Annotated in this window: 21 protein-coding genes and 2 pseudogenes; 13 read left to right on the plus strand and 10 right to left on the minus strand. The window is 32.9% G+C overall.

Features of this window, described 5'->3' with window-relative positions:
• Positions 1-19 precede the first annotated feature (19 nt).
• Both acsA and NST10_RS01500 read left to right on the plus strand, forming a co-directional pair.
• The gene (acsA, locus tag NST10_RS01495) at positions 20-1726 is read left to right on the plus strand and encodes an acetate--CoA ligase (RefSeq protein ID WP_000862084.1); all 1707 of its coding nucleotides are present in this window, start codon (positions 20-22) and stop codon (positions 1724-1726) included.
• A gap of 439 nt (positions 1727-2165) precedes the next feature.
• Complete coding sequence (locus NST10_RS01500) at positions 2166-3833, plus strand: formate--tetrahydrofolate ligase (protein WP_000149412.1); 1668 nt, start codon at positions 2166-2168, stop codon at positions 3831-3833.
• A 245-nt stretch (positions 3834-4078) separates the two neighbouring features.
• On the opposite strand, the gene NST10_RS01505 is transcribed toward NST10_RS01500, so the two are convergent.
• Positions 4079-4168 (minus strand): hypothetical protein, encoded by a 90-nt coding sequence (locus NST10_RS01505; RefSeq protein ID WP_217788790.1) that lies wholly within the window; start codon positions 4166-4168, stop codon positions 4079-4081.
• Here NST10_RS01505 and harA point away from each other — a divergent pair.
• Positions 4167-6839, plus strand: a pseudogene (harA, locus tag NST10_RS01510) (haptoglobin-binding heme uptake protein HarA). The gene NST10_RS01505 and the pseudogene harA sit on opposite strands and share 2 nt — an antisense overlap.
• A gap of 205 nt (positions 6840-7044) precedes the next feature.
• Here the strand turns inward: harA and NST10_RS01515 are convergent.
• Positions 7045-7950, minus strand: a complete 906-nt coding sequence (locus NST10_RS01515) for a transglycosylase domain-containing protein (protein ID WP_000184377.1) — start codon at positions 7948-7950, stop codon at positions 7045-7047.
• Positions 7951-8330: 380 nt separating this feature from the next.
• On the opposite strand from NST10_RS01515, the gene tyrS reads away from it, so the two are divergent.
• Positions 8331-9593 carry a tyrosine--tRNA ligase gene (gene tyrS, locus NST10_RS01520; protein ID WP_000186029.1) on the plus strand — a complete coding sequence of 421 codons (1263 nt, stop codon included), beginning with the start codon at positions 8331-8333 and terminating at the stop codon, positions 9591-9593.
• 93 nt (positions 9594-9686) lie between these two features.
• On the opposite strand, the gene NST10_RS01525 is transcribed toward tyrS, so the two are convergent.
• On the minus strand, positions 9687-10961 hold the full coding sequence (locus tag NST10_RS01525) for a trypsin-like peptidase domain-containing protein (protein WP_001279341.1): 1275 nt from the start codon (positions 10959-10961) through the stop codon (positions 9687-9689).
• 171 nt (positions 10962-11132) lie between these two features.
• Here NST10_RS01525 and NST10_RS01530 point away from each other — a divergent pair, with 171 nt between their 5' ends.
• The 3 genes from NST10_RS01530 (at position 11133) to NST10_RS01540 (ending at position 14580) form a co-directional block, all read left to right on the plus strand.
• Positions 11133-11750 carry a 1-acyl-sn-glycerol-3-phosphate acyltransferase gene (locus NST10_RS01530; protein WP_000287585.1) on the plus strand — a complete coding sequence of 206 codons (618 nt, stop codon included), beginning with the start codon at positions 11133-11135 and terminating at the stop codon, positions 11748-11750.
• 127 nt (positions 11751-11877) lie between these two features.
• On the plus strand, positions 11878-13344 hold the full coding sequence (nagE, locus tag NST10_RS01535; RefSeq protein ID WP_339210762.1) for an N-acetylglucosamine-specific PTS transporter subunit IIBC: 1467 nt from the start codon (positions 11878-11880) through the stop codon (positions 13342-13344).
• Between the two features lie 105 nt (positions 13345-13449).
• On the plus strand, positions 13450-14580 hold the full coding sequence (locus NST10_RS01540) for an HAD family hydrolase (RefSeq protein WP_000721720.1): 1131 nt from the start codon (positions 13450-13452) through the stop codon (positions 14578-14580).
• Here the strand turns inward: NST10_RS01540 and NST10_RS01545 are convergent.
• From NST10_RS01545 to NST10_RS01560, 4 genes are all read right to left on the minus strand, one after another.
• Positions 14541-14636, minus strand: coding sequence for a hypothetical protein (locus NST10_RS01545; RefSeq protein WP_031761395.1), 96 nt, complete (start codon positions 14634-14636; stop codon positions 14541-14543). The two genes, NST10_RS01540 and NST10_RS01545, sit on opposite strands and share 40 nt — an antisense overlap.
• A gap of 93 nt (positions 14637-14729) precedes the next feature.
• Positions 14730-16334, minus strand: coding sequence for a phosphoglycerate dehydrogenase (gene serA / locus NST10_RS01550; protein WP_000808837.1), 1605 nt, complete (start codon positions 16332-16334; stop codon positions 14730-14732).
• Entirely contained in the window at positions 16321-17481 is a 1161-nt protein-coding gene (locus NST10_RS01555; protein ID WP_000291426.1) for an alanine--glyoxylate aminotransferase family protein, read from the minus strand. Before NST10_RS01555 ends, serA begins: the two co-directional genes overlap by 14 nt.
• Before the next feature lie 114 nt (positions 17482-17595).
• The gene (locus NST10_RS01560) at positions 17596-18042 is read right to left on the minus strand and encodes an OsmC family protein (RefSeq protein WP_000553919.1); all 447 of its coding nucleotides are present in this window, start codon (positions 18040-18042) and stop codon (positions 17596-17598) included.
• A gap of 79 nt (positions 18043-18121) precedes the next feature.
• Between NST10_RS01560 and NST10_RS01565 the strand changes: the two genes are divergently transcribed.
• A complete protein-coding gene (locus NST10_RS01565; RefSeq protein WP_339210767.1) occupies positions 18122-18865 on the plus strand; it encodes a glycerophosphodiester phosphodiesterase family protein in 744 nt (247 codons plus the stop codon).
• Between the two features lie 215 nt (positions 18866-19080).
• Here the strand turns inward: NST10_RS01565 and rpsD are convergent, their stop codons facing one another.
• Both rpsD and NST10_RS01575 read right to left on the minus strand, forming a co-directional pair.
• A complete protein-coding gene (rpsD, locus tag NST10_RS01570) occupies positions 19081-19683 on the minus strand; it encodes a 30S ribosomal protein S4 (RefSeq protein ID WP_000090514.1) in 603 nt (200 codons plus the stop codon).
• 243 nt (positions 19684-19926) lie between these two features.
• Positions 19927-20391: a GAF domain-containing protein gene (locus tag NST10_RS01575; RefSeq protein ID WP_000207849.1), complete on the minus strand. Its 465-nt coding sequence runs from the start codon at positions 20389-20391 to the stop codon at positions 19927-19929.
• Positions 20392-20527: 136 nt separating this feature from the next.
• Here NST10_RS01575 and ezrA point away from each other — a divergent pair, with 136 nt between their 5' ends.
• Positions 20528-22222: a septation ring formation regulator EzrA gene (gene ezrA, locus NST10_RS01580; RefSeq protein ID WP_303661258.1), complete on the plus strand. Its 1695-nt coding sequence runs from the start codon at positions 20528-20530 to the stop codon at positions 22220-22222.
• Positions 22223-22295: 73 nt separating this feature from the next.
• Here the strand turns inward: ezrA and NST10_RS01585 are convergent.
• Positions 22296-22431 (minus strand): annotated as a pseudogene (locus tag NST10_RS01585) (hypothetical protein).
• Between the two features lie 149 nt (positions 22432-22580).
• Between NST10_RS01585 and NST10_RS01590 the strand changes: the two are divergent.
• The 4 genes from NST10_RS01590 (at position 22581) to tpx (ending at position 26358) form a co-directional block, all read left to right on the plus strand.
• Positions 22581-23729, plus strand: coding sequence for a cysteine desulfurase family protein (locus NST10_RS01590; RefSeq protein ID WP_001801470.1), 1149 nt, complete (start codon positions 22581-22583; stop codon positions 23727-23729).
• Entirely contained in the window at positions 23729-24952 is a 1224-nt protein-coding gene (gene thiI, locus NST10_RS01595; protein ID WP_000872645.1) for a tRNA uracil 4-sulfurtransferase ThiI, read from the plus strand. Before NST10_RS01590 ends, thiI begins: the two co-directional genes overlap by 1 nt.
• Before the next feature lie 43 nt (positions 24953-24995).
• Positions 24996-25766 carry a TSUP family transporter gene (locus NST10_RS01600; RefSeq protein WP_000365308.1) on the plus strand — a complete coding sequence of 257 codons (771 nt, stop codon included), beginning with the start codon at positions 24996-24998 and terminating at the stop codon, positions 25764-25766.
• 97 nt (positions 25767-25863) lie between these two features.
• Positions 25864-26358 carry a thiol peroxidase gene (gene tpx / locus NST10_RS01605; protein ID WP_000136257.1) on the plus strand — a complete coding sequence of 165 codons (495 nt, stop codon included), beginning with the start codon at positions 25864-25866 and terminating at the stop codon, positions 26356-26358.
• Positions 26359-26375: the final 17 nt, after the last annotated feature.

The following is a 26375-nucleotide window of genomic DNA, read 5'->3' on the forward strand; positions in this document are numbered from 1 at the left end:
AACAAAGGGGGAGTTTCAAATGAAAGTCGAAGTTTATAAAGGAGCGCAAGGCAAACATAACCTTAAAGATTATGAAGAAACATATAATACTTTTGATTGGAAAGACGTAGAACAAGCATTTTCTTGGAGTGAAACTGGAAAAATGAACATGGCATATGAATGTATAGATCGCCATGTAGATCAAGGATTAGGGGATAAAATAGCATTAAATTACAAAGATGAACACAGAAAAGAATCGTATACTTATAAAGATATGCAACGGTTATCTAATAAAGCGGCGAATGTTTTGTCTGAACATGCAGAAGTTGACAAAGGTGACAGAGTATTTATATTTATGTCGCGTACACCTGAACTATATTTTGCGTTGTTAGGTGTTTTAAAAATTGGTGCAATTGTTGGGCCGTTATTTGAAGCATTTATGGAAAAGGCGGTTGCGGATAGATTAGAGAACAGTGAAGCTAAAGTGTTAATTACTAATAAGGCATTGTTACCTCGAGTACCTGTAGATAAATTACCGAACTTGAAAAAAATTGTTGTCGTAGATGAGGATGTAGAAGACAATTACATAGACTTCATTAGTTTGATGGAAACTGCTAGCGATGAATTTGACATTGAATGGTTAAAGTCGGATGATGGTTTGATTTTACATTATACATCAGGTTCTACTGGGCAACCTAAAGGTGTATTGCATGTTCAACAAGCGATGTTAGTGCACTATATTTCTGGAAAATATGTATTAGATTTACAAGAAGATGATGTTTATTGGTGTACAGCAGATCCAGGTTGGGTTACAGGAACATCTTATGGTATTTTTGCACCATGGTTAAATGGCGCTACAAATTGTATAGCTGGTGGTCGCTTTTCACCAGAACAATGGTATAGTATGATTGAAGATTTTAAAGTGACGATTTGGTATACGGCACCAACAGCTTTAAGAATGTTAATGAGTGCTGGTGACGATATTGTTGAGAAATATGACTTGTCATCGTTACGTTCGATTCTATCAGTAGGTGAGCCTTTAAATCCTGAAGTTATAAAATGGGCGAAAAAAGTATACGGTTTAACGGTGTTAGATACTTGGTGGATGACAGAAACAGGTGGACATATGATTGTTAACTATCCAACGATGGACGTCAAGCTTGGCTCAATGGGCAAACCATTACCTGGTATTCAAGCTGCAATTATCGATGATGCAGGTAATGAATTACCACCAAATCGAATGGGCAACCTTGCTATAAAAAAAGGCTGGCCATCAATGATGTATCGTATCTGGAAGAATCCAGAAAAATATAAGTCATATTTTATTGGAGACTGGTATGTATCTGGTGATTCGGCATATAAAGATGAAGATGGTTACTTTTGGTTCCAAGGACGTGTTGATGATGTAATTATGACAGCTGGCGAACGAGTTGGGCCATTTGAGGTTGAGTCTAAATTGGTTGAACACGAAGCAGTTGCCGAAGCAGGAATTATTGGTAAACCTGATCCGGTTCGCGGTGAAATAATTAAGGCGTTTGTTGCACTGAGAAAAGGATATGAACCAACAGACGAATTAAAAGAAGAAATTCGTTTATTTGTTAAAGAAGGTTTGTCGGCGCATGCAGCACCACGTGAAATCGAATTTAAAGATAAATTACCTAAAACACGCTCAGGTAAAATTATGAGACGTGTATTAAAAGCTTGGGAATTAAATTTAGATGCAGGGGATTTAAGTACAATGGAATAATGACATGAATGTTATAGAAGATTTCTTTCGAAGAATAAAGGGTGACAACATATTTCATGTTAATGTTTAAATAATCGTTTACTTTACGATAAGCAATATAAAGAGCTGTTAACTTGTGTCATATCATTTCGTAGAAAACATTTGAAAATGATGACATAACAATAATGGCATATCTTTATATTGCTTTTTATTTTTAATATGACCTTTGGAAGATGACTATTTTAAATAATAGAAAAATATAGTTATCAATAGTATCAAGCGCTAAAAGTTGTATAATACAAAACTTTAATAAGTGAATTTATTGCAAAAATGAAAGCGCTAACCCGATTTAGTCGACAAGTTTTTAACAGTTCGTTATTATATGAATGTAAGTAAAAATTTCTTAGCTACAACTTACATATTATAAATGCATAAATTAAACAAAAAGGGGCGAAAAAAGTTGACTCATTTATCAGATTTAGATATTGCGAATCAATCAACACTACAACCAATTAAGGATATTGCTGCATCAGTAGGTATTTCAGAGGATGCATTAGAACCTTATGGTCATTACAAAGCTAAAATCGACATTAATAAAATTACGCCAAGAGAAAACAAAGGGAAAGTTGTTTTAGTAACTGCGATGAGCCCAACACCAGCTGGTGAAGGTAAATCAACGGTTACAGTTGGTTTAGCTGATGCATTCCATGAGTTAAATAAAAACGTTATGGTTGCATTAAGAGAGCCTGCTTTAGGACCAACATTTGGTATTAAAGGTGGTGCAACTGGTGGTGGTTATGCGCAAGTCTTACCTATGGAAGATATCAACTTACATTTCAACGGAGATTTCCATGCGATTACAACTGCTAATAATGCATTGTCTGCGTTTATCGATAATCATATTCACCAAGGTAATGAATTAGGAATCGATCAAAGACGTATTGAATGGAAACGTGTATTAGATATGAATGATCGTGCACTTAGACATGTAAACGTTGGGTTAGGTGGACCTACAAATGGTGTACCACGTGAAGATGGCTTTAATATTACAGTAGCGTCTGAAATTATGGCGATTTTATGCTTAAGTAGAAGTATTAAAGACTTAAAAGATAAAATTAGTCGTATTACTATTGGTTACACTAGAGATCGCAAGCCAGTTACAGTTGCAGATTTAAAAGTGCAAGGTGCACTTGCAATGATTTTAAAAGATGCAATTAAACCAAACTTAGTACAATCAATTGAAGGGACACCAGCATTAGTTCATGGTGGACCATTTGCGAATATCGCACACGGTTGTAACTCAATTTTAGCAACTGAAACAGCACGTGATTTAGCTGATATCGTTGTAACGGAAGCTGGATTTGGTTCAGACTTAGGCGCTGAAAAATTCATGGACATTAAGGCGCGTGAAGCTGGATTCGACCCAGCAGCAGTTGTAGTTGTAGCAACGATTCGTGCATTAAAAATGCATGGTGGTGTAGCAAAAGATAATTTAAAAGAAGAAAATGTAGAAGCAGTAAAAGCAGGAATTGTTAATTTAGAGCGTCATGTTAATAATATTAAAAAATTCGGTGTAGAACCGGTTGTTGCAATTAATGCATTTATACATGATACCGATGCAGAAGTAGAATATGTAAAATCTTGGGCTAAAGAAAATAACGTACGAATTGCCTTAACTGAAGTTTGGGAAAAAGGTGGTAAAGGTGGCGTTGACTTAGCAAATGAAGTATTAGAAGTCATTGATCAACCTAATTCATTTAAACCTTTATATGAATTAGAATTACCATTAGAGCAAAAGATTGAAAAGATTGTGACTGAAATCTATGGCGGTTCAAAAGTAACGTTTAGTAGTAAAGCGCAAAAACAATTAAAACAATTTAAAGAAAATGGTTGGGATAATTACCCAGTATGTATGGCGAAAACACAATATTCATTCTCAGATGATCAAACGTTGTTAGGTGCACCATCAGGATTTGAAATTACAATTCGTGAATTAGAAGCGAAAACAGGTGCAGGATTTATCGTAGCGTTGACAGGTGCAATCATGACTATGCCTGGTTTACCTAAAAAACCAGCAGCATTAAACATGGATGTTACTGATGATGGTCATGCAATTGGGTTATTCTAATACATCATGTCAATTGTTTAATAAAGATAAGTAAATAGTTTAATAGACCGGACTGTTGGAGATGCATTATTTCAGCAGTTCGGTTTTTTTGCTGTGCTAAAAATAGATTCAATTTGGCGAATCTAACGGCAATGTTTGAAGATGGTTAATTAATGTATTCCAAGATAAAAAGTGGGCTTGAAGAATAGGAAAGCGATGCAATGAACATTCATATTAAAAATTTTTAATAAAATAGGTTGCAATATTTAATTGGGATGCGCTACAATTAACACTAATAATTGATGTTGATAATTATTATCAATTAAATACCATCTTATAGGAGTTGTTAACAACATGAACAAACATCACCCAAAATTAAGGTCTTTCTATTCTATTAGAAAATCAACTCTAGGCGTTGCATCGGTCATTGTCAGTACACTATTTTTAATTACTTCTCAACATCAAGCGCAAGCAGCAGAAAATACAAATACTTCAGATAAAATCTCGGAAAATCAAAATAATAATGCAACTACAACTCAGCCACCAAAGGATACAAATCAAACACAACCTGCTACGCAACCAACAAACACTGCGAAAACCTATCCTGCAGCGGATGAATCACTTAAAGATGCAATTAAAAATCCTGCAGTAGAAAATAAAGAACATGATATAGGTCCAAGAGAACAAGTTAATTTTCAATTATTAGATAAAAACAATGAAACGCAGTACTATCACTTTTTCAGCATCAAAGATCCAGCAGATGTATATTACACTAAAAAGAAAGCTGAGGTTGAATTAGACATCAATACTGCTTCAACATGGAAGAAGTTTGAAGTTTATGAAAACAATCAAAAATTGCCAGTGAGACTTGTATCGTATAGTCCTGTTCCAGAAGACCATGCCTATATTCGATTCCCTGTTTCAGATGGTACACAAGAGCTGAAAATTGTCTCTTCAACTCAAATTGATGATGGAGCTGAAACAAATTATGATTATACTAAATTAGTATTTGCTAAACCTATTTATAACGATCCTTCACTTGTAAAATCAGATACAAATGATGCAGTAGCAACGAATGATCAATCAAGTTCAGACGCAAGTAATCAAACAAACACGAATACATCTAATCAAAATACATCAACGACCAACAATACTAATGATCAACCGCAGGCAACGAACAATATGAGTTAACCTGCACAACCAAAAGCGTCAGCGAATTCAGATCAAGCATCAAGCCAACCAGCTCATGAAACAAATTCTAATGACAATACTAACGATGCAACGAATGCATCAAGTAATCAGTCAAATGGGAACCAACAGTATCCACCAGCAGATGAATCACTACAAGATGCCATTAAAAACCCGGCTATCATCGATAAAGAACATACAGCTGATCATTGGCGACCAATTGATTTTCAAATGAAAAATGATAAAGGTGAGAGACAGTTTTATCATTATGCTAGTACTGTTGAACCAGCAACTGTTATTTTTACAAAAACAGGACCAATAATTGAATTAGGTTTAAAGACAGCTTCAACATGGAAGAAATTTGAAGTTTATGAAGGTGACAAAAAGTTACCAGTCGAATTAGTATCATATGATTCTGATAAAGATTATGCCTATATTCGTTTTCCAGTTTCTAATGGGGCGAGAGAAGTTAAAATTGTGTCATCTATTGAATATGGTGAGAACTTCCATGAAGATTATGATTATACATTAATGGTCTTTGCACAGCCTATTACTAATAACCCAGACGACTATGTGGATGAGGAAACATACAATTTACAAAAATTATTAGCTCCGTATCACAAAGCTAAAACATTAGAAAGACAAGTTTATGAATTAGAAAAATTACAAGATAAATTGCCGGAAAAATATAAAGCAGAATATAAAAAGAAATTAGATCAAACTAGAGTAGAGTTAGCCGATCAAGTTAAGTCTGCAGTGACAGAATTTGAAAATGTTACACCTACAAATGATCAATTAACAGATGTACAAGAGGCTCATTTTGTTGTTTTTGAAAGTGAAGAAAATAGTGAGTCAGTCATGGATGGATTTGTTGAACATCCATTCTATACAGCAACTTTAAATGGTCAAAAATATGTAGTGATGAAAACAAAGGATGACAGTTACTGGAAAGATTTAATTGTAGAAGGTAAACGTGTCACTACTGTTTCTAAAGATCCTAAAAATAATTCTAGAACGCTGATTTTCCCATATGTACCTGACAAAGCAATTTATAATGCGATTGTTAAAGTCGTTGTGGCAAACATTGGTTATGAAGGTCAATATCATGTCAGAATTGTAAATCAGGATATCAAGACAAAAGATGATGACACATCACAAAATAACACGATTGAACCTCTAAATGTACAAACAGGACAAGAAGATAAGGTTACTGCAACGGATACAGCTGAAAATAGCAGCACTGCAACAAATCCAAAAGATGCGTCTGATAAAGCAGATGTGATAGAATCAGAGTCTGACGTGGTTAAAGATGCTGATAGTAGTGTTGACAAAGATGTGCAAAATGATGTTGATCATTTATCCGATATGTCGGATAACACTCACCTCGATAAGTATGATTTCAAAGAAATGGATACTCAAATTGCTAAAGACACTGATAAGGGTGTTGATAATAGCCTTGGAATGACATCTAATGTCGATACTGACAAAGACTCTAATAAAAATGAAGGCAAAGTTATACAACTAGCACATAATACCGATAAAAATCATACTGGAAAAGCAGCAAAGCTTGATGGCGTGAGACAAAATTATAATAATACAGACAAAGTTACTGATAAAAAAACAACTGAACATCTGCCGAGTGATATTCATAAAACTGTAGACAAAACAGTGAAAACAAAAGAAAAGGCCGGCACACCATCGAAAGAAAACAAACTTAGTCAATCTAAAATGCTACCAAAAACTGGAGAAACAACTTCAAGCCAATCATGGTGGGGTTTATATGCGTTATTAGGTATGTTAGCTTTATTCATTCCTAAATTCAGAAAAGAATCTAAGTAATTAACTGGATATAGCATATGTATGATTAGCTTTGTAGACAATGTGAAAGCAATTAAATTATAAACTATTGATTTGTTTAATAGCTTTCCTTTAGAGTATTTAAAATAAAGAACAGCAGTGAGAAATTTTCTAATTGAAAATAATCTTACTGCTGTTTTTAATATTTGGATGGATTATTGTGGTTACTTAAAAGAGTGAGCATCAATTAACGCTTTTTTCGATTTAACAAATGTGATTTAATATCATATTTTAATGCGTCGTTGTATTCTTTTTTAGTGATTTGATCTTCGATTAACATACGCTTTAATACATAATGTTGTCTTTGAATACTATATTTCAAATCTTTATCCGATTTTAATGTTCCATCTTTTTCGTAGGGTGTATAGCCATATGGGCTTTGCAACAAACCGATAAGGTATGCAGATTGTGCAATTGATAAATCTTTTGGTGGAACACCAAATAAACTATATGAAGCGGATGCAATTCCAGAAATATTAGCGCCATTATAATCTCTACCGAAGGGAACTATATTTAAATACGTATATATAATTTCATCTTTTGAGAGTAGGTGTTCTAATCTAATTGCTAGGCGAAGTTCATTTGCTTTTCTACTATATGTTTTTTCGTTGGTAAGAACTTGATTTTTAACAAGTTGTTGTGTAATTGTGCTACCACCTGAACTTTGATTAGTATTAAAAATATCTTGTATCATTGCTCTTAAAATCGCCTTTGGTAAGATGCCATCATGTTTATAAAATAAAGTGTCTTCAGATGACGTTAATGCTTTAATGACATTTGGACTTGATGTTTTAGGTCCTATAATGAGTGAGTTTTGAGAATGGTTATACTCATATAACAAATTTTTGTTATTATGATCTAATAATTCATCGCCAGGTATTTGTCGAACTTTTTTTATTAAAGCATCATCTGATAATGAGTCGGACGTTTTAGTTAAATGATGAAAATATAAAGACATCGCAATCACAGCGATAGCAACGATGGCAATGAAAATCATAAATATAAAAACAATGACATGTTTGATAGCTTTATATATCTTTTCAAATTGATATATACGATGATTCAATTGATGATTGTTGTCTTGATTCGTCATCCTTAACCTCCTAAATTACGTATAGTATACCATATTTAAGCAATTTGACTTTTATTTTAACGTTAATTATAATTAGGGAAAATGCATAAAGAATAGGATAAAAGGACAAGTAATATTATTTGAAATCATCAGAGAGCTAGTGGTCGCTGTGAACTAGTGTTTTTAATAATATGAATACACCTTTATAACTAACATGTCCTACGTTTATTAATGAACGTATCATTAATAGAGTGAACATTATCTTATGATTATGTTTAAGTTTGGTGGTAACGTGCAATCGCGCCCTTACATATTTGTTGTAAGGGTTTTTTTACGTTCAAAAAGCTTTAAAGTATTTTAACAAGTATTCACTAAATAATTATAAATAGGAGGAAATAATAATGACGAATGTATTAATTGAAGATTTAAAATGGAGAGGTCTTATTTATCAACAAACTGATGAACAAGGTATTGAAGATTTATTAAATAAAGAACAAGTGACGTTATACTGCGGTGCTGATCCAACGGCAGATAGCTTACACATTGGTCACTTACTACCATTTTTAACATTAAGAAGATTTCAAGAACATGGACATCGTCCTATCGTTTTAATTGGCGGTGGTACAGGTATGATTGGTGATCCATCAGGTAAATCAGAAGAACGTGTGCTACAAACAGAAGAACAAGTAGATAAAAATATCGAAGGTATTAGTAAGCAAATGCATAATATTTTTGAATTTGGAACAGACCATGGTGCAGTGCTTGTTAATAATAGAGACTGGTTAGGACAAATTTCATTAATTAGCTTTTTACGTGACTATGGTAAACACGTCGGCGTTAATTACATGTTAGGTAAAGATTCAATCCAAAGTCGTTTAGAACATGGTATTTCATATACAGAATTCACATACACGATTTTACAAGCTATTGATTTCGGTCATTTGAATAGAGAATTGAATTGTAAGATTCAAGTAGGTGGATCAGATCAATGGGGTAATATCACAAGTGGTATTGAATTAATGCGTCGTATGTATGGTCAAACAGACGCATACGGTTTAACTATTCCGCTTGTAACTAAATCAGATGGTAAGAAATTTGGTAAATCTGAGTCAGGTGCTGTTTGGTTAGATGCTGAAAAGACGAGTCCTTATGAATTTTATCAATTCTGGATTAATCAATCAGACGAAGATGTAATTAAATTCTTAAAATACTTTACTTTCTTAGGAAAAGAAGAAATTGATCGCTTAGAACAATCTAAAAATGAAGCACCACATTTACGTGAAGCTCAAAAAACATTAGCTGAAGAAGTAACTAAATTTATTCATGGTGAAGATGCATTAAATGATGCAATCCGTATTTCACAAGCATTATTTAGTGGTGATTTAAAATCATTATCAGCGAAAGAATTAAAAGATGGATTTAAAGATGTGCCTCAAGTGACATTATCAAATGACACAACAAATATCGTTGAAGTCCTTATTGAAACAGGCATTTCTCCTTCTAAACGACAAGCGCGTGAAGATGTTAACAATGGTGCGATTTATATTAATGGTGAGAGACAACAAGATGTTAATTATGCTTTAGCACCAGAAGATAAAATTGATGGCGAATTTACGATTATTCGTCGCGGTAAGAAAAAATACTTCATGGTTAACTATCAATAAATATAATTGCATAGCTAAATAAATTAGAGCCTACTCATTACATTCTTAGGAATGAATATGAGTAGGCTCTTAATGTACTTTTCTGTCTATAAATTATCTAAAGAAATCTCTATCGCCTTGGCCAGGTGATTGACGTTCTGATCGGCTTTGACGTTTTGGTTGTTCTTTTTGTTGTTTTAATTTCACTTTAACTTCTTTAGTTTTACCATCACGGATAACGGTAACAGTGACTGATTCACCAGGCTTTTTATTTTCATATAAATAGCTTCTTAAATCAACATCATCTTTAATTTTCTTGCCATCAATTTCTGTAATAATATCACCTTTTTTAAGATCAATATCACTATCAGCTTTTGCGACATAAATACCGTCTTCGCTATCAGTATGAAGTTGCTCGCGCTCTTCTTCAGGTATATCTTTCAAATTAATTAAACCAATACCAATCGAAGGGCGGTCTATTTTACCATGTTTTACAAGTTGTTCAATTGTTACTTTAACTTCATTACTTGGAATAGCAAACCCAATACCTTCAACTTGTGTCGCAGCAATTTTCATTGAGTTAATACCAACTAAATTACCATTAATATCTACTAATGCGCCACCTGAGTTACCTGGGTTAATAGCAGCATCTGTTTGAAGAACGCTGACTTTTGTATTACCACCAGTTGTCTCTGCGTCAATAGTACGTTCACTTGCTGAAATGATACCAGATGTTACAGAGTTAGCAAATTGTAATCCTAATGGGTTACCCATTGCGAATACGCTATCGCCAGTTTGTACTTTTGAAGAGTTGGCGAATTGAATCGCTTTAATACCTTTTGTATTTTCAATTTTAAGTACAGCAATATCAGTTACTGCATCTTTACCAACTAATTTCGCTTTAACTTGTTTTTTATTATGTAATTGGACTCTAATTTCATTTGCGCCATCAATAACATGATTGTTTGTAACGATATAAGCTGAATTGTTGTTTATTTGATAGATGACACCTGAGCCTACACCGGCTTCAGATGGTTTAGATGATTTGCCTTTTAATAAGTCGTCTACACTTGATGCTTTTTGCATATTAATAACTCCAACAATTGTAGGGGAGACAGATTTTATCATTTCATGAACGGTACCGAATTTCTTGCTTTGACCGTCTAATTGATTGCCACCTTTATTATTTGTTGTCTGGACAGTTGAACCATCTTTATTTAAAATTGTACTATTTAATACTTTGCCTATACCAAGTACTAGAAGTGCACCAATGATTCCAGCAATCAATGCAACGATGACTGTTTTAAACCATGGAAATTTAGGTCTTCTGTATCTAGGTGTTTGGCTATGGTTTGTTGTTGAATGATCTGTATGATTAAAATCTGACATACTTAACCTCCATTATATGATTTATATATGCTTTAATTATGTCTTTTTTTTATAATTATTGCTAGTAATACACTATACAACTTTAGATGTATTTTCAGACTATCTTGTTCTAGTAAAAATATAGTGATAAAATCTAGTTGTTATAAACAAATAAGTTAAGTAGGTGGCACAATGTATTCAGTGATTAGTAAGATTTTGAATTTCATTTTAGTTAAAATGTCAAAATCATTATACGTAATCGGTAAAGATAATATTCCTAAGGATAGTAAATATGTCGTAACTTGTACGCATGAAAGTTATAACGAAGTCATTATGCTAGGTATGGCATTATATCCTAATCAAATTCATTATATGGCTAAAAAAGAATTATTCAAAAATAAATGGATTGGTAAATTTTTAACGTCTTTAAATGCATTTCCTGTAGATCGTGAAAATCCAGGACCTAGTACTTTAAAACGCCCAATCAATTTGTTGAAAGATAATAAGACAGTTGGTATCTTCCCAACAGGTTCTCGCACATCGCAAGAAGGTGCACCTTTGAAACGTGGTGCTTCAACAATTGCAATGTTAAGTAAGTCACCAATATTACCTGTTGCTTATGTTGGTCCTACTAAGATTCATGGTCTTATAACTGGACAAGCATACATAAATATTGGTAAACCAATCGATATTAACGATTTACCTAAAGATTTAAAACGAAACGAGCGTATCGATTACATTACAAAAGAGATTGAAACACGAACAGCAAAGTTACAACAAGAATTGCATGAAATTGTAAAAAGTTTATAAAATAACTTGAGGTAGAAATATAGCTGGTTAGTAAGCCTAGGTGACTATAACGGAGTATCGAAGTAGTTATTCTAGTTACATTAGTAATCTTTATATTTCTACCTTATTTTAAGAAGGATGACATTCAATGTATAAATTTTTCCAAAATTTAGGGCGTTCGTTAATGTTACCAGTTGCCATTTTACCGGCTGCAGCAATTATTGCCGGAATTGGTAATACGTTAAATGCACTTCATGCGGCGCCGAAAATCGCAATGTTCTTTACTACGGTAGGTACTACGATTTTAGAGCAATTAGGTATTTTATTTGCAATTGGTGTAGCTATAGGAATGGCAAAGAAAAATGATGGTGCAATTGCGCTTGCAGCTGCGTTAGGATATTTTTTAGTTACAGTTGTATTATCACCAATGAAATTAGCGCCTTTATTAGGAATGAAAGCTTCTGAAATAAATTCAGCTTTTGAAAAGATGAATAATGGCAATGTCTTTGTTGGTATTGTAATAGGTTTAATAGCAGCTTATGCATACAATAAGTTTAGTGAAACAGAATTACCATTAGCATTATCATTTTTTAGTGGTAAACGTTTAGTTCCAATTATGACTGCATTTTACTGTACATTTTTAGTTGTCATATTGTTATTCTTATGGCCACTACTTTATTCATGGATTGTAAAATTTGGTGAATCTATAGTTGGTTTAGGATCATTTGGGGCTTTCGTATATGGTGTTGCCAACAGATTATTAATTCCTACAGGATTACATCATGCACTGAATAGTGTGTTCTGGTTTGATACGATTGGTATTAATGATATTGGTAAATTCCAAAGTGGCAAAGATGCTATAAAAGGTATTACAGGACGCTATCAAGCAGGATTCTTCCCAATCATGATGTTCGGTATTCCAGCGGCTGCGTTAGCAATGTATCATACAGCTAAAACTACTCAGAAAAAACAAGTTTACGGTTGGTTCCTAGCGAGTTCAGTTGCAGCATTTTTCGTTGGTGTTACAGAGCCGATTGAGTTTGCATTTATGTTTGTTGCGCCAATCTTATATGTTGTTCATGCGTTATTAACAGGATTATCTTTATTTATCGTAGCTACATTCCATTGGACAGCTGGATTTTCATTTAGTGCAGGTTTGATAGATTATGTGTTATCACTAATTAATCCGGTATCAAATCATCCATTGATGTTGCTTGTTCAAGGTGTTGTATTTTTCATCTTATACTATGTGATTTTCCGTGTAGTAATCCAAGTATTTAACTTGAATACGATTGGTAGAGGTGAAAATGAATTAGTTGATCCAACAGTTGTAAAAGATAATATTGCTCCTGGTGAAAATGATATTAAACAAAGTAAATATCATAATCATGCTATACAAATATTAGAAGGTTTAGGTGGTCAAGAGAATATTGTTAATTTAACCAATTGTGCAACAAGGTTACGTCTAGAGTTAAAAGACACATCTATTATTGATCAACAGAAGATTAAAAACGCCGGTGCAGTTGGTGTTACTGTTAATGGCAAACATTCAACTCAAGTTATTGTTGGTACACACGTTCAGCAGGTTGCTGATGAAATTGAAAAACATTTATAAAATTTAGACAGCTAAAGCGCAAATCCAACTCAATAGGGTTTGCGCTTTTTTTAGTCAAATAGTAGAATGATTTATATCTGAATTTTCAGAAATGGAGTGGGGATTGTGAAGAAAATTTTATTTGATGTTGATGGCGTTTTTTTAAGTGAAGAACGTTGTTTCGATGTCTCTGCATTAACGGTATATGAATTATTAATGGATAAGTGTTATTTAGGTCTTCATTCACATATAGATTGGGAAACTTTGACTGATAACGATATACAAGACATTAGGAATCGAATTTTTCAAAAAGATAAGATTTTAAACAAATTAAAATCGCTAGGGCTGAATTCAAATTGGGATATGTTATTTATCGTTTTTAGTATTCATTTAATTGATATTTTGAAAAAGTTATCACATGATGAAATTGAGGCATTCATGTATCGAGATGAGCCTGTCGAATTGAAGTTGCAAAATATAAGCACAAACATAGCAGACCGTTTTAATTTAAATGAACAACTACCTTTACAATTTTTGGATAATGTAAAAGTTGGTAAAAATAATATTTATGCTGCTTTGGAAGAGTTTGCAACAACAGAGTTACATGTTTCGGATGCTAATTTATTTAGTTTGAAGGGTGCATTATGGACGTTAGCGCAAGAAGTTTATCAAGAATGGTATTTAGGATCGAAGTTGTATGAAGAGGTTGAAAAGAAAATAGCACGAACTACTTTTAAGACAGGTTATATTTATCAAGAAATTATTTTGAGACCGGTAGATGAAGTTAAGGTACTTCTGAATGATTTAAAAGGTGCTGGTTTCGAATTAGGTATAGCAACAGGTCGTCCTTATACTGAGACTGTTGTGCCATTTGAAAATTTAGGATTGTTACCGTATTTTGAAGCTGATTTTATTGCAACAGCAAGTGATGTTTTAGAAGCAGAGAATATGTATCCGCAAGCACGACCATTAGGAAAGCCGAATCCTTTTAGTTATATCGCAGCTTTAAATGGTAATAAACGCGATAAATATGAATCTTATATCAATAAGCAAGATAACATTGTAAATAAAGATGACGTATTTATAGTAGGCGATTCGTTAGCTGACTTATTAAGTGCTCAAAAAATAGGTGCAACGTTTATTGGAACATTATCAGGTTTAAAAGGAAAGGATGCTGCAGGTGAGTTAGAAGCGCATCATGCCGACTATGTTATTAATCATTTAGGTGAACTTAGAGGTGTACTAGATAATTTGTAATTTGATTGTTGTTTGACAGCATAACTTGAAGTGAATGATTGAACCAAAGGTTTCATATTGAGTTACAATGAAATTAATATTAAAAAAATGCCAAGAAGCAATGGAAGTAATCCAATGTCTTCTTGGCATTTTGAATTTATATAAATTGTTTATGACTGTACCGTCAATTCAGTTGTGAAAATTTGATTGTATTCACCAACTTGTTTAAGTTCATCAATTATATTGTTTGAAACAGGTTGATCAACGGATAAAATCATTAGCGCATCTCCGCCCGCTTCAGTTCTACCTAAAGTCATAGATGCAATGTTGATATTGTATTTACCTAACAATGCGCCAGTTTTACCTACCATGCCTGGTGTATCATTATGATATGACACAATTTGATATTGATTTGGCTTTAAGTCTACAGAAAAATTATTAATTCTAACAATTCTTGGACCGAAACCTGTAAAGACAGAAGCACCAACTTTAACGGAATCGCTATCGTTTGATAATTCTACCTCTAAGTAGTTACTAAAACCTGTCTCTGCTTTATTATTTTCAATATTTAATGTCACTTGTTGTTGATTTAACAACATTAGAGCATTGATAATATTGACTTCAGGACCAAGATCATCTTTTAAAATATGAGTAATAATTGTACGTGTTAATAAACTACTATCAATAGAGGCTAAGTCGCCACCGTAGGTAATTTTAATAGAGCTTGGTGCATTGTACATTAATTGAATAGCTAATTCACCAACTGTTTGGCTTAAATTGATGAATGATTTTACAGTATCATCAATATTGCTTAAGTCCATTTTAGGTGCATTCACTGCATGCGTTACAGTACCATCAATTAAAATTTCGATGATTTCATTTGAAACAGAAATTGCCACTTTTTCTTGAGCTTCGACTGTTGAAGCACCCAAATGAGGTGTAACAATAATTTTATCATGTGCAACAAGAGGCGAATCAGTTGCAGGTTCATGTTCAAACACATCGATAGCTGCTCGACTAATTTGTCCTTCGTCTAATGCTTTTATTAGTGCCTTTTCATCAATAATACCACCACGTGCCACATTGATTATTTGCAAACTAGGTTTTGCTTTGGCAAAAAAGTCAGCATTAATTAAGCCTTTTGTTTTAGGTGTTAGTGGTGTATGCAATGTAACGAAATCAGAATGTTGGGCAATCTCATCAACTGTTGCCTTCGTAATGCTTAAAGATTTTGCTTTTTCATCCGTTAAGTAAGGGTCAAAAGCTAGTATTTTCATACCGAAGCTTTGTGCACGTTTAGCAACACCTAAACCAATTCTACCAGCACCAATGACACCTAATGTTTTATGATAAAGCTCAGTACCTTTAAATGCATTTCGATTCCATTCTTTATTTGTAAGTGATTGGTGTGCTTGCGGAATATTTCGAGCCATTGATAATAACATTGCTAGTGAATGTTCAGTAGCTGAAATCGTATTACCATCTGGGGCATTAATAACTAAAATACCTTTTAATGTTGCAGCATCAATATTAATATTATCTACACCAACACCGGCGCGTGCGATTACTTTTAAAGAATCAGCAGCATTTATGATATTTTCAGTAACTGTAGTTTGACTACGAACGATTAAAGCATGGTATGAAGGTATAATTTTGATTAATGCTTCTTCGGACAAACCAGTTTGAATATCTACATTGAATTGTTCGTGATCTAATAATGCTTTGATACCATCTTTTGATATGGGATCTGCAACGAGTACATTAAATTGCTTCATGAATAACCTCCATATATTTTGATATGCCTTTACCGATATAGTTAACTTTACGGTGTTCAGTTAAAATAATTTCTAAAGCAGATACTACCGATAAAATATCGAAAGGACTAATTTTCCCCATATGACCAATTCTTAAAATTTGACCTTTAAGATGGCCTTGACCACCAGCAATTGTTATTTTAAAGCGATTTTTAAGTTCATCTTTGATTATTTTCACTTCATCATTTGTGTTAGGTTTGAATGCCGTAACCGTTGGAGATGCATCTTTATCATTGACTAATAAAGTTAAATCTAATGCCTTTAAGGCGCTTCTTAATGCATTTCTAATTGCATAGTGTCGTGCTATTACGTGATTGAAACCTTCTGCTTTTACGGTTTCAACGTATGCATTTACACCTCTAAATAAAGACACATTTGGTGTGAACGGTGTAGAATTGTCAGCTTGTGACGAAATGTATTTATTTAAGTCTAGATAAAATTTTGGTGTAGTTACTTCTTTGAAACGTTCTTTTGCACGGTGGCTATAAGCTACAAAAGCTAATCCTGGAGGTAACATAATTGCTTTTTGACTACCAGAAACAAGTACATCAATTTTATCTTTGTTAATGTCAACATCAACAGCACCAATGCAACTTACGCCGTCAACTACAAAATAAATATTACTATTAAATTGATTGATGGCATTTCCTAACTCGTGAATAGGGTGTAGCACTGTCGTAGATGTTTCGCAATATTGACTAAATACTGCTTTAACTTCAACATTTAAAGTTGAAAGGTAATTGATGAAATCTTTGACATCTACAGCTTCTCCCCATGTTACGTCATAAATATGTACATTTTTGTAATAAGTTTGTGCAATTTGTTTAAATCGGTTACCAAAGGCACCTGAAACAATGACAACGAAGTGATCTTCAGGGTTTACAATGTTCAACATACTAGCTTCTAAGACGCTTGTACCGCTAGATGTTAATATAAGTACATCATTTTGACTCCCAAATATTGGCTTTAGACCTTGAAATGCTTGTTGAGCGATGTCTTCAAAATCTTTAGAACGATGACCAACCATAGGTGCTTGAATTTCTCTCATAATGGCATCAGGAACAGGGGTTGGGCCAGGTGTTAATAACAACGGTTGATGATAATACATTTATATGCCTCCTATAAATAAGATTTCACTATTTTAGCAAATTTTCTGAAAATTTAAAAGCCTAAAAAAAGTGATAACGCTATATTGTCGAACAAATGTTATCACTTAACGATTTTATTTGGCCTGAATGATGGGATAGATTTTTATGTCCACATTATTTCTTACAGCATTTGAAATCATGCAATTATTATCTGCAATTGTTATCAATTTTGGTAATCGCTTTTCTAATTGTGCTATTTGATCACTTGGAATTTGAATGTGAGGATGGTGCACAATTTTTGACATACTGAATTTTCCATTATTTAAACAAGCTGTTCCAATCGATTGTTGTTCAATTGAAATATCTGTGAACTTTGCACGTTCAAGAGTAGCTGCTAATGAGATGATATAACATGATGACGCGGCTGATACTAACATTTCATCGGGATTTGTTCCTATACCAACACCACCTAAAGAAGCAGGTATTGAAATATTCTCTGAAAGTATGTCGCCTTGAACGTTTCCGACATTGTTACGACCACCTTGCCAAGAAGTTTTGACTTTAAAGTCATGTTGATGCAATTGCTTTAACCTCCAATATAATTGTGATAGTTTAATTTTAGAATAGTTTATCAAAGTTTAACAGAAAGGTGACTTATTAATGACTCTGAATAAACTGAAAGATGAATTACAAATTGTTTCGCATCGTGGATTGCCGAGTGATTTTCCTGAAAATACAATGGTCGGTTATCGAGAGGTAATGGGGCTCAATGTTGCTATGTTAGAAATAGATGTTCATTTGACCAAAGACCAACATTTTGTTGTGATACATGATGAAACAATTGATAGAACATCGGATGGTAAGGGGCGTATTGCTGATTACACATTATCGCAATTAAAATCATTTGATTTGGGTAGTTATAAAGATGTTGCTTTTAAGGGAGAACGAATACCCACGTTAGATGAAGTACTTTCATTATGCTTAAAGTTTGATAAAAAGCTATTGATTGAATTGAAAAGTCCGAATTTATATCCAGGAATAGAATGTAAATTGCTGGCATTTTTGGAAGAAAAGAAAGTCGATGCGACACAAGTAGTTATACAATCTTTTGATATCGAATGCATCGAAAAGTTAAACACATTAGGCAGTATATATGAATTAGGTGTGCTTTGTAGTAAACGTAAGTATTGGTATAAAAAGCCAAACTTTTCAAGAATTGCTCAAATTGCTAGTTATGTTAATCCTAATTATGCATTAGTGACCAGAAAATTTGTTGATGAAGCACATCATCATCAATTACAGGTTATGCCATACACAGTTAATAAATTGAAAACTGGAGAAAAATTAAGACAAATAGGTGTAGATGGATTAATTACAGATGATCCGAAATTATTTATTAAGTAAGACGATGAATGGTTATTTGATAGAGGGATAAGGATTCGTATATCGCAATTGATATTTTTAAAAAGAAATGATGAAATTTGTAGATAATTCAACAAATAAGACTTGTAAATTCTAAGTTAATTGTAAAATAGGGTAGCTCGATATAATCTTGAATCTATCATTTTTAAATTAATAAAAAAAACACCCACAATTGTGGGTGTTTGTATTGAACGGTATTATCTTGAGTAGTACTCAACGATTAATTGTTCGTTAATTTCAGCAGGTAATTCGCTACGTTCTGGTAAACGTACGAAAGTACCAGTTAAGCTGTCAGCATCAAAGTTTAAGTACTCAGGTACGAAATTGTTGATTTCAACTGATTCAACGATGACGTTTAATTTTTGAGATTTTTCACGAACTGAAATTGTTTGACTAGGTTTAACAGAATAAGATGGAATATCAACACGTTTACCATCTACTAAGATATGACCGTGGTTAACTAATTGACGTGCTTGACGACGAGTACGAGCTAAACCTAATGAATAAACAACAGCGTCTAAACGACTTGCTAATAAGATCATGAAGTTTTCACCGTGTACACCGAATTTTTTACCAGCGATGTCAAATGTGTTACGGAATTGTCTTTCAGTCATTCCATATAAGTAACGTAATTTTTGTTTTTCACGTAATTGTAAACCATATTCTGATAATTTTTTACGTTGGTTTGGACCATGTTGTCCTGGTGCGTAAGGACGTTTTTCTAATTCTTTACCAGTACCGCTTAAAGAGATACCTAAACGACGAGATTTTTTCCAGTTTGAACCTCTGAATCGAGCCATAATAAGACTCCTCCTTTAATTCTTTTTTGTTGTTATGAATAAACAAAAAAGAGTGTTGCATGCTTACTAAGATATATTGTTTTATGTGTCTTCACCTTATAGCGACAGTTACGTGACACGTCCGCATTGGGAACAACATAGCGCTCAATAATATACAACTGCTACTTTCGTTAATTCACACAAAGTTTATTGTAACATTTTCCTGCTAACTGTCAACACTTTATTGAAAATGCTGATGTCCTTTTATGCGAGTTGCTTTTCAATAATTTTAACAATTGCTTCAAGATGTTCCTTGTCATTGTCATCAAATCGATCCGTTATAGGGGCATCGATATCTAAGACACCGATAATTTTATCATCTTTAAAAATTGGAACGACAATTTCAGACTTACTATTAGCATCACAAGCGATATGTCCTTTGAATTGATGAACATCAGCTACAACTTGTGTACGACGTTCTGAAACGGCTGTACCACATACACCTTTTCCAATTGGAATGTGGACACAAGCGGGGTGTCCTTGGAAAGGTCCAAGTATAAGTTCATTTTGTTCCAATAAGTAAAAGCCGACCCAATTAATTTGATCTAGATTATCATTTAATAAGGCAGACATGTTACTTAAAATAGCAATCATGTGATGTTCATCTTCAATAAGGCTTGCTGCTTGTTTCTTTAATAATGTGTAGTTTGTTGGGTTAATTGTTGTCATATTTAAAACCTCTTATTTTCATAGATTTTATAATAGTATAGAATTTCGAAAATATTATGGCAATAAATTCATTTTATAATTTATCCTTAAGCAAAATTACGTTATAATAGTAATGATAAATTAGGAGGAGAAGCATATGGTGTTATATATCATTTTGGCAATAATTGTGATTATATTGATTGCTGTAGGTGTATTATTCTATTTACGTTCAAATAAAAGACAAATAATAGAAAAAGCAATCGAACGTAAAAATGAAATTGAAACGTTACCTTTTGATCAAAACCTTGCACAATTATCTAAGTTGAATTTAAAAGGTGAAACAAAAACGAAATACGATGCAATGAAAAAGGACAACGTAGAAAGTACAAATAAGTATCTAGCTCCTGTGGAAGAAAAAATCCATAATGCTGAGGCTTTATTAGATAAATTTAGTTTCAACGCATCTCAATGTGAAATTGATGATGCAAATGAGTTGATGGATAGTTACGAACAAAGCTATCAGCAACAATTAGAAGATGTAAATGAAATTATTGCGTTATACAAAGATAATGATGAATTATATGACAAATGTAAGGTTGATTATCGTGAAATGAAACGTGATGTTTTAGCAAATCGTCATCAATTTGGTGAGGCAGCAAGTCTTCTTGAAACTGAAATTGAAAAATTCGAGCCAAGGTTAGAGCAATATGAAGTACTAAAAGCTGATGGTAATTATGTACAAGCGCACAACCATATAGCTGCCTTGAATGAACAAATGAAACAGCTAAGATCTTATATGGAAGAAATACCAGAATTAATTAGAGAAACTCAAAAAGAATTACCTGGTCAATTCCAAGATTTAAAATATGGTTGCCGTGATCTTAAAGTTGAAGGGTATGATCTGGATCACGTAAAAGTAGACAGTACATTACAAAGCTTAAAAACAGAGCTTAGTTTCGTTGAACCATTAATTAGTCGCTTAGAATTAGAAGAAGCTAATGATAAACTAGCTAATATCAATGATAAGTTAGATGACATGTATGATTTAATTGAACATGAAGTTAAAGCTAAAAATGATGTCGAAGAAACAAAAGATATCATTACGGATAACTTATTCAAAGCAAAAGACATGAATTATACATTGCAAACAGAAATTGAATATGTACGTGAAAACTACTATATAAATGAATCTGATGCTCAGAGTGTTCGTCAATTTGAAAATGAAATTCAAAGTTTAATTTCTGTATATGATGATATTTTAAAAGAAATGTCTAAATCTGCTGTACGATATAGCGAGGTTCAGGATAATTTACAATATTTAGAAGATCATGTCACAATTATTAATGACAAACAAGAAAAGCTACAAAATCATCTGATTCAATTGCGTGAAGATGAAGCAGAAGCAGAAGACAATCTGTTACGAGTACAATCGAAGAAAGAAGAAGTGTATCGTCGATTACTTGCTTCTAACTTAACAAGCGTTCCTGAAAGGTTTATCATCATGAAAAATGAAATTGATCATGAAGTTCGTGATGTTAACGAACAATTTAGTGAACGTCCAATACACGTTAAACAGTTAAAAGATAAAGTGTCTAAAATTGTGATTCAAATGAATACATTTGAAGATGAAGCAAATGATGTTCTTGTTAATGCTGTTTATGCAGAGAAATTAATTCAATATGGAAATAGATATCGTAAGGACTATAGCAATGTTGATAAGAGCTTAAATGAAGCTGAACGATTATTTAAAAATAATCGCTATAAGCGTGCGATTGAAATTGCAGAGCAAGCTCTTGAAAGTGTTGAGCCAGGTGTCACTAAACATATTGAAGAAGAAGTTATTAAGCAATAGAAAATAGTATGTAGTTATACTTAAATAATATGAGCTCTCTGTCAAATTGGACTGATGAGTTTAATAATTGAAGTTAGCCAACGATACGTTGTCTAGCTTCTTTTTTTATATGGATATATGAAAGGGACAATAAATATAAATAGCAATTGTTTAAAGATAAACGTAATCAAATGTGAAGTTTAAATTAATATAAGTAGTGAAAAAAGCATCGTGCTATGCATTGAGTGAAATAGTTCAATTCTTATTAAAATGGGTGGAAAAATGATTAATTTTTGTTATAGCCTTTATTTTTTATGTGATAATAGTATAATGCTTGAGTAAAAACAATTTTAAAAGATTGATGATTAATGAAAGAGAAGTGTTTATTTTGATATATCTAGATAATGCGGCAACGACGAAAGCATTTGAAGAAGTGTTAGATACTTATTTAAAAGTAAATCAATCAATGTATTATAATCCGAATAGTCCGCATAAAGCTGGTTTGCAAGCAGATCAATTATTACAGCAAGCAAAAGTTCAAATAAATGATATGGTCAATACTAATATGACATATGATGTTGTTTTCACTAGTGGTGCAACGGAATCTAACAATATCGCGCTTAAAGGTGTGGCTTATCGTAAATTTGATACAGCAAGAGAAATAATTACATCTGTTTTAGAACATCCGTCTGTTTTAGAAGTTGTCAGATATTTGGAAGAGCGCGAAGGCTTTAAAGTTAAATATGTTGATGTAACAAAAGATGGCACGATTGATTTGCAACATTTTAACGATTTAATGTCCGATAAAGTCGGTTTAGTAACATGTATGTATGTAAATAATGTAACAGGTCAAATTCAACCCATTCCACAAATGGCTGAAGTTATAAAAAATTATCCTAAGGCACATTTTCATGTAGATGCGGTTCAAGCATTCGGCAAAATTTCAATGGATTTCAATAACGTAGATAGTATTAGTTTAAGTGGCCACAAATTTAATGGGTTAAAAGGTCAAGGCGTCTTACTTGTTAATCATATTCAAAATATTGAGCCAATCATTCAAGGTGGCGGTCAAGAGTATGGTGTTAGAAGTGGTACAGTCAATTTACCCAATGATATTGCTATGGTTAAAGCGATGAAAATGGCTAATGAAAACCTTGAAGCATTGAATGCATTTGTTACTGAGTTAAATAATGACGTCCGTCAATTTTTAAGCCAATATCAAGGTGTTTATATTAATTCATCAACTTCAGGTTCACCATTCGTTTTAAATATTAGTTTTCCTGGCGTAAAAGGTGAAGTATTAGTTAATGCTTTTTCAAAATATGACATTATGATATCTACGACGAGTGCTTGTTCATCTAAACGTAATAAATTAAATGAAGTATTGGCTGCAATGGGATTATCAGACAAATCTATTGAAGGTAGTATAAGATTATCATTTGGAGCTACTACAACTAAAGAAGATATAGCGAGGTTTAAAGAAATATTTATCATCATTTATGAGGAAATTAAGGAGTTGCTAAAATAATGAAGTATGATCACTTGCTTGTTAGATACGGGGAGTTAACATTAAAGGGTTCAAATAGAAAAAAATTTGTAAATCAATTAAGAAATAATGTAAATAAGTCATTAAAAGGACTTGATGGATTTGTCGTTAAAGGCAAACGAGATCGTATGTATATTGAACTTGAAGACCATGCAGATATAAATGAAATAACAAATCGATTATCAAAAATTTTCGGTATTAAATCTATTAGTCCAGTATTAAAAGTAGAAAAATCAATAGAGGCAATGAGTGCAGCGACAATTAAATTTGCGCAGCAATTTGAAGAAAACAGCACTTTTAAAATTGATGTGAAGCGTGCCGATAAAAATTTCCCAATGGATACGTATGAATTACAACGTGAATTGGGTGGTACCGTATTGAAACAAATTGAAAATGTTTCTGTTAATGTCAAACGTCCAGATCATGAAATTCGAGTGGAAGTTAGATTAGATGCAATTTATATGTATGAAGAAGTTGTTCCGGGTTCAGGTGGATTACCAGTTGGTACTGGTGGTAAGACGTTACTAATGCTTTCAGGCGGTATAGACTCACCAGTTGCTGGGATGGAAGTGATGAGACGTGGCGTAACAATTGAAGCGATTCATTTCCATAGTCCACCATTTACAAGTGATCAAGCAAAAGAAAAAGTTATTGAATTGACACGTATTTTAGCTGAACGTGTTGGACCAATTAAATTGCATATTGTACCATTTACAGAATTGCAAAAACAGGTAAATAAAGTTGTACATCCAAGATATACAATGACTTCAACGAGACGTATGATGATGCGTGTTGCTGATAAATTAGTACATCAAATAGGCGCTTATGCCATCGTTAATGGTGAAAATCTAGGTCAAGTTGCCAGTCAAACACTTCATAGTATGTATGCAATTAATAATGTAACTTCTACCCCTGTATTACGTCCTTTATTAACTTACGATAAAGAAGAAATTATTATTAAATCGAAAGAAATTGGTACATTTGAAACATCTATTCAACCTTTTGAAGATTGTTGCACAATTTTCACCCCTAAAAATCCAGTAACCGAACCAAACTTTGATAAGGTAGTTCAATATGAAAGTGTCTTTGATTTTGAAGAGATGATTAATCGTGCTGTTGAAAATATTGAAACACTTGAAATAACTAGTGATTATAAAACTATTAAAGAACAGCAAACAAACCAATTAATAAACGACTTTTTATAAATAAAATCTTAGAGTGAATTTAAACATAAGGGGATGTTAAACTATGGATTTGAATTTAACGATGATTATAATCATAATTTTATTTGGTTTTATCGCGGCGTTTATAGATTCGGTTGTAGGGGGTGGTGGTTTAATTTCTACGCCAGCATTATTAGCAATCGGTCTACCACCATCTGTGGCTTTAGGTACAAATAAATTGGCAAGTTCATTTGGTTCTTTAACTAGTGCGATAAAGTTTATAAGGTCCGGTAAAGTGGACTTATATGTTGTTGCCAAATTATTTGGTTTTGTATTTTTGGCATCTGCATGTGGCGCATATATTGCAACCATGGTTCCGTCACAAATATTGAAACCTTTAATCATTATTGCACTTTCGTCGGTGTTTATATTCACATTACTTAAAAAAGATTGGGGCAATACACGTACGTTTACTCAATTTACATTTAAGAAAGCCATACTATTTGCAGCACTTTTTATTTTAATCGGCTTTTATGATGGATTTGTAGGTGGAGGAACAGGTTCATTTATGCTTTTTGTATTGTTAATCTTTGGTTTTGATTTTTTAAGCGCTGCAGGAAATGCTAAAGTTTTGAATTTTGCTTCTAATATAGGTGCGCTTGTATTATTTATGGTATTAGGACAAGTAGATTATGTAATAGGTTTAGTTATGGCTGCGAGTATGATTGTAGGGTCATATGCTGGGGCTCATTTTGCTATCAAACAAGGTGTTGGCTATGTGAAAGTATTATTTATTATTATTACTGCGATTTTAATTTTAAAAAATGCTTTTGATTATATTCAACAATTTGTATAAAATTAAATTCGCTTTTGATTAAAGCATGAAAATTGTAATCAAACCATAAATTGTCGTATGATGTAGTTAGAATTTTAAAATGCAGGAGGTCAAGTATATGACTGAAATAACATTCAAAGGTGGACCAATCCACTTAAAAGGTCAACAAATTAATGAAGGTGATTTTGCACCTGATTTTACAGTGTTAGATAATGACTTAAATCAAGTAACATTAGCAGATTATGCTGGTAAAAAGAAATTAATTAGTGTGGTACCATCAATTGATACAGGTGTTTGTGATCAGCAGACTCGCAAATTCAACTCTGAAGCTTCTAAAGAAGAGGGGATTGTGCTTACAATCTCAGCAGACTTACCATTCGCACAAAAAAGATGGTGCGCTTCAGCAGGTTTAGACAATGTCATTACATTAAGTGACCACCGTGACTTATCATTTGGTGAAAACTATGGCGTTGTTATGGAAGAACTTCGCTTATTAGCTCGTGCAGTATTTGTATTAGATGCAGATAATAAAGTTGTTTATAAAGAAATCGTTAGTGAAGGTACTGATTTCCCAGATTTTGATGCTGCTTTAGCTGCATACAAAAATATTTAATCATTAAAGAGATAAAT

This window comes from Staphylococcus sp. FSL W8-0305, assembly GCF_037966415.1.
Taxonomy (GTDB): domain Bacteria; phylum Bacillota; class Bacilli; order Staphylococcales; family Staphylococcaceae; genus Staphylococcus; species Staphylococcus aureus.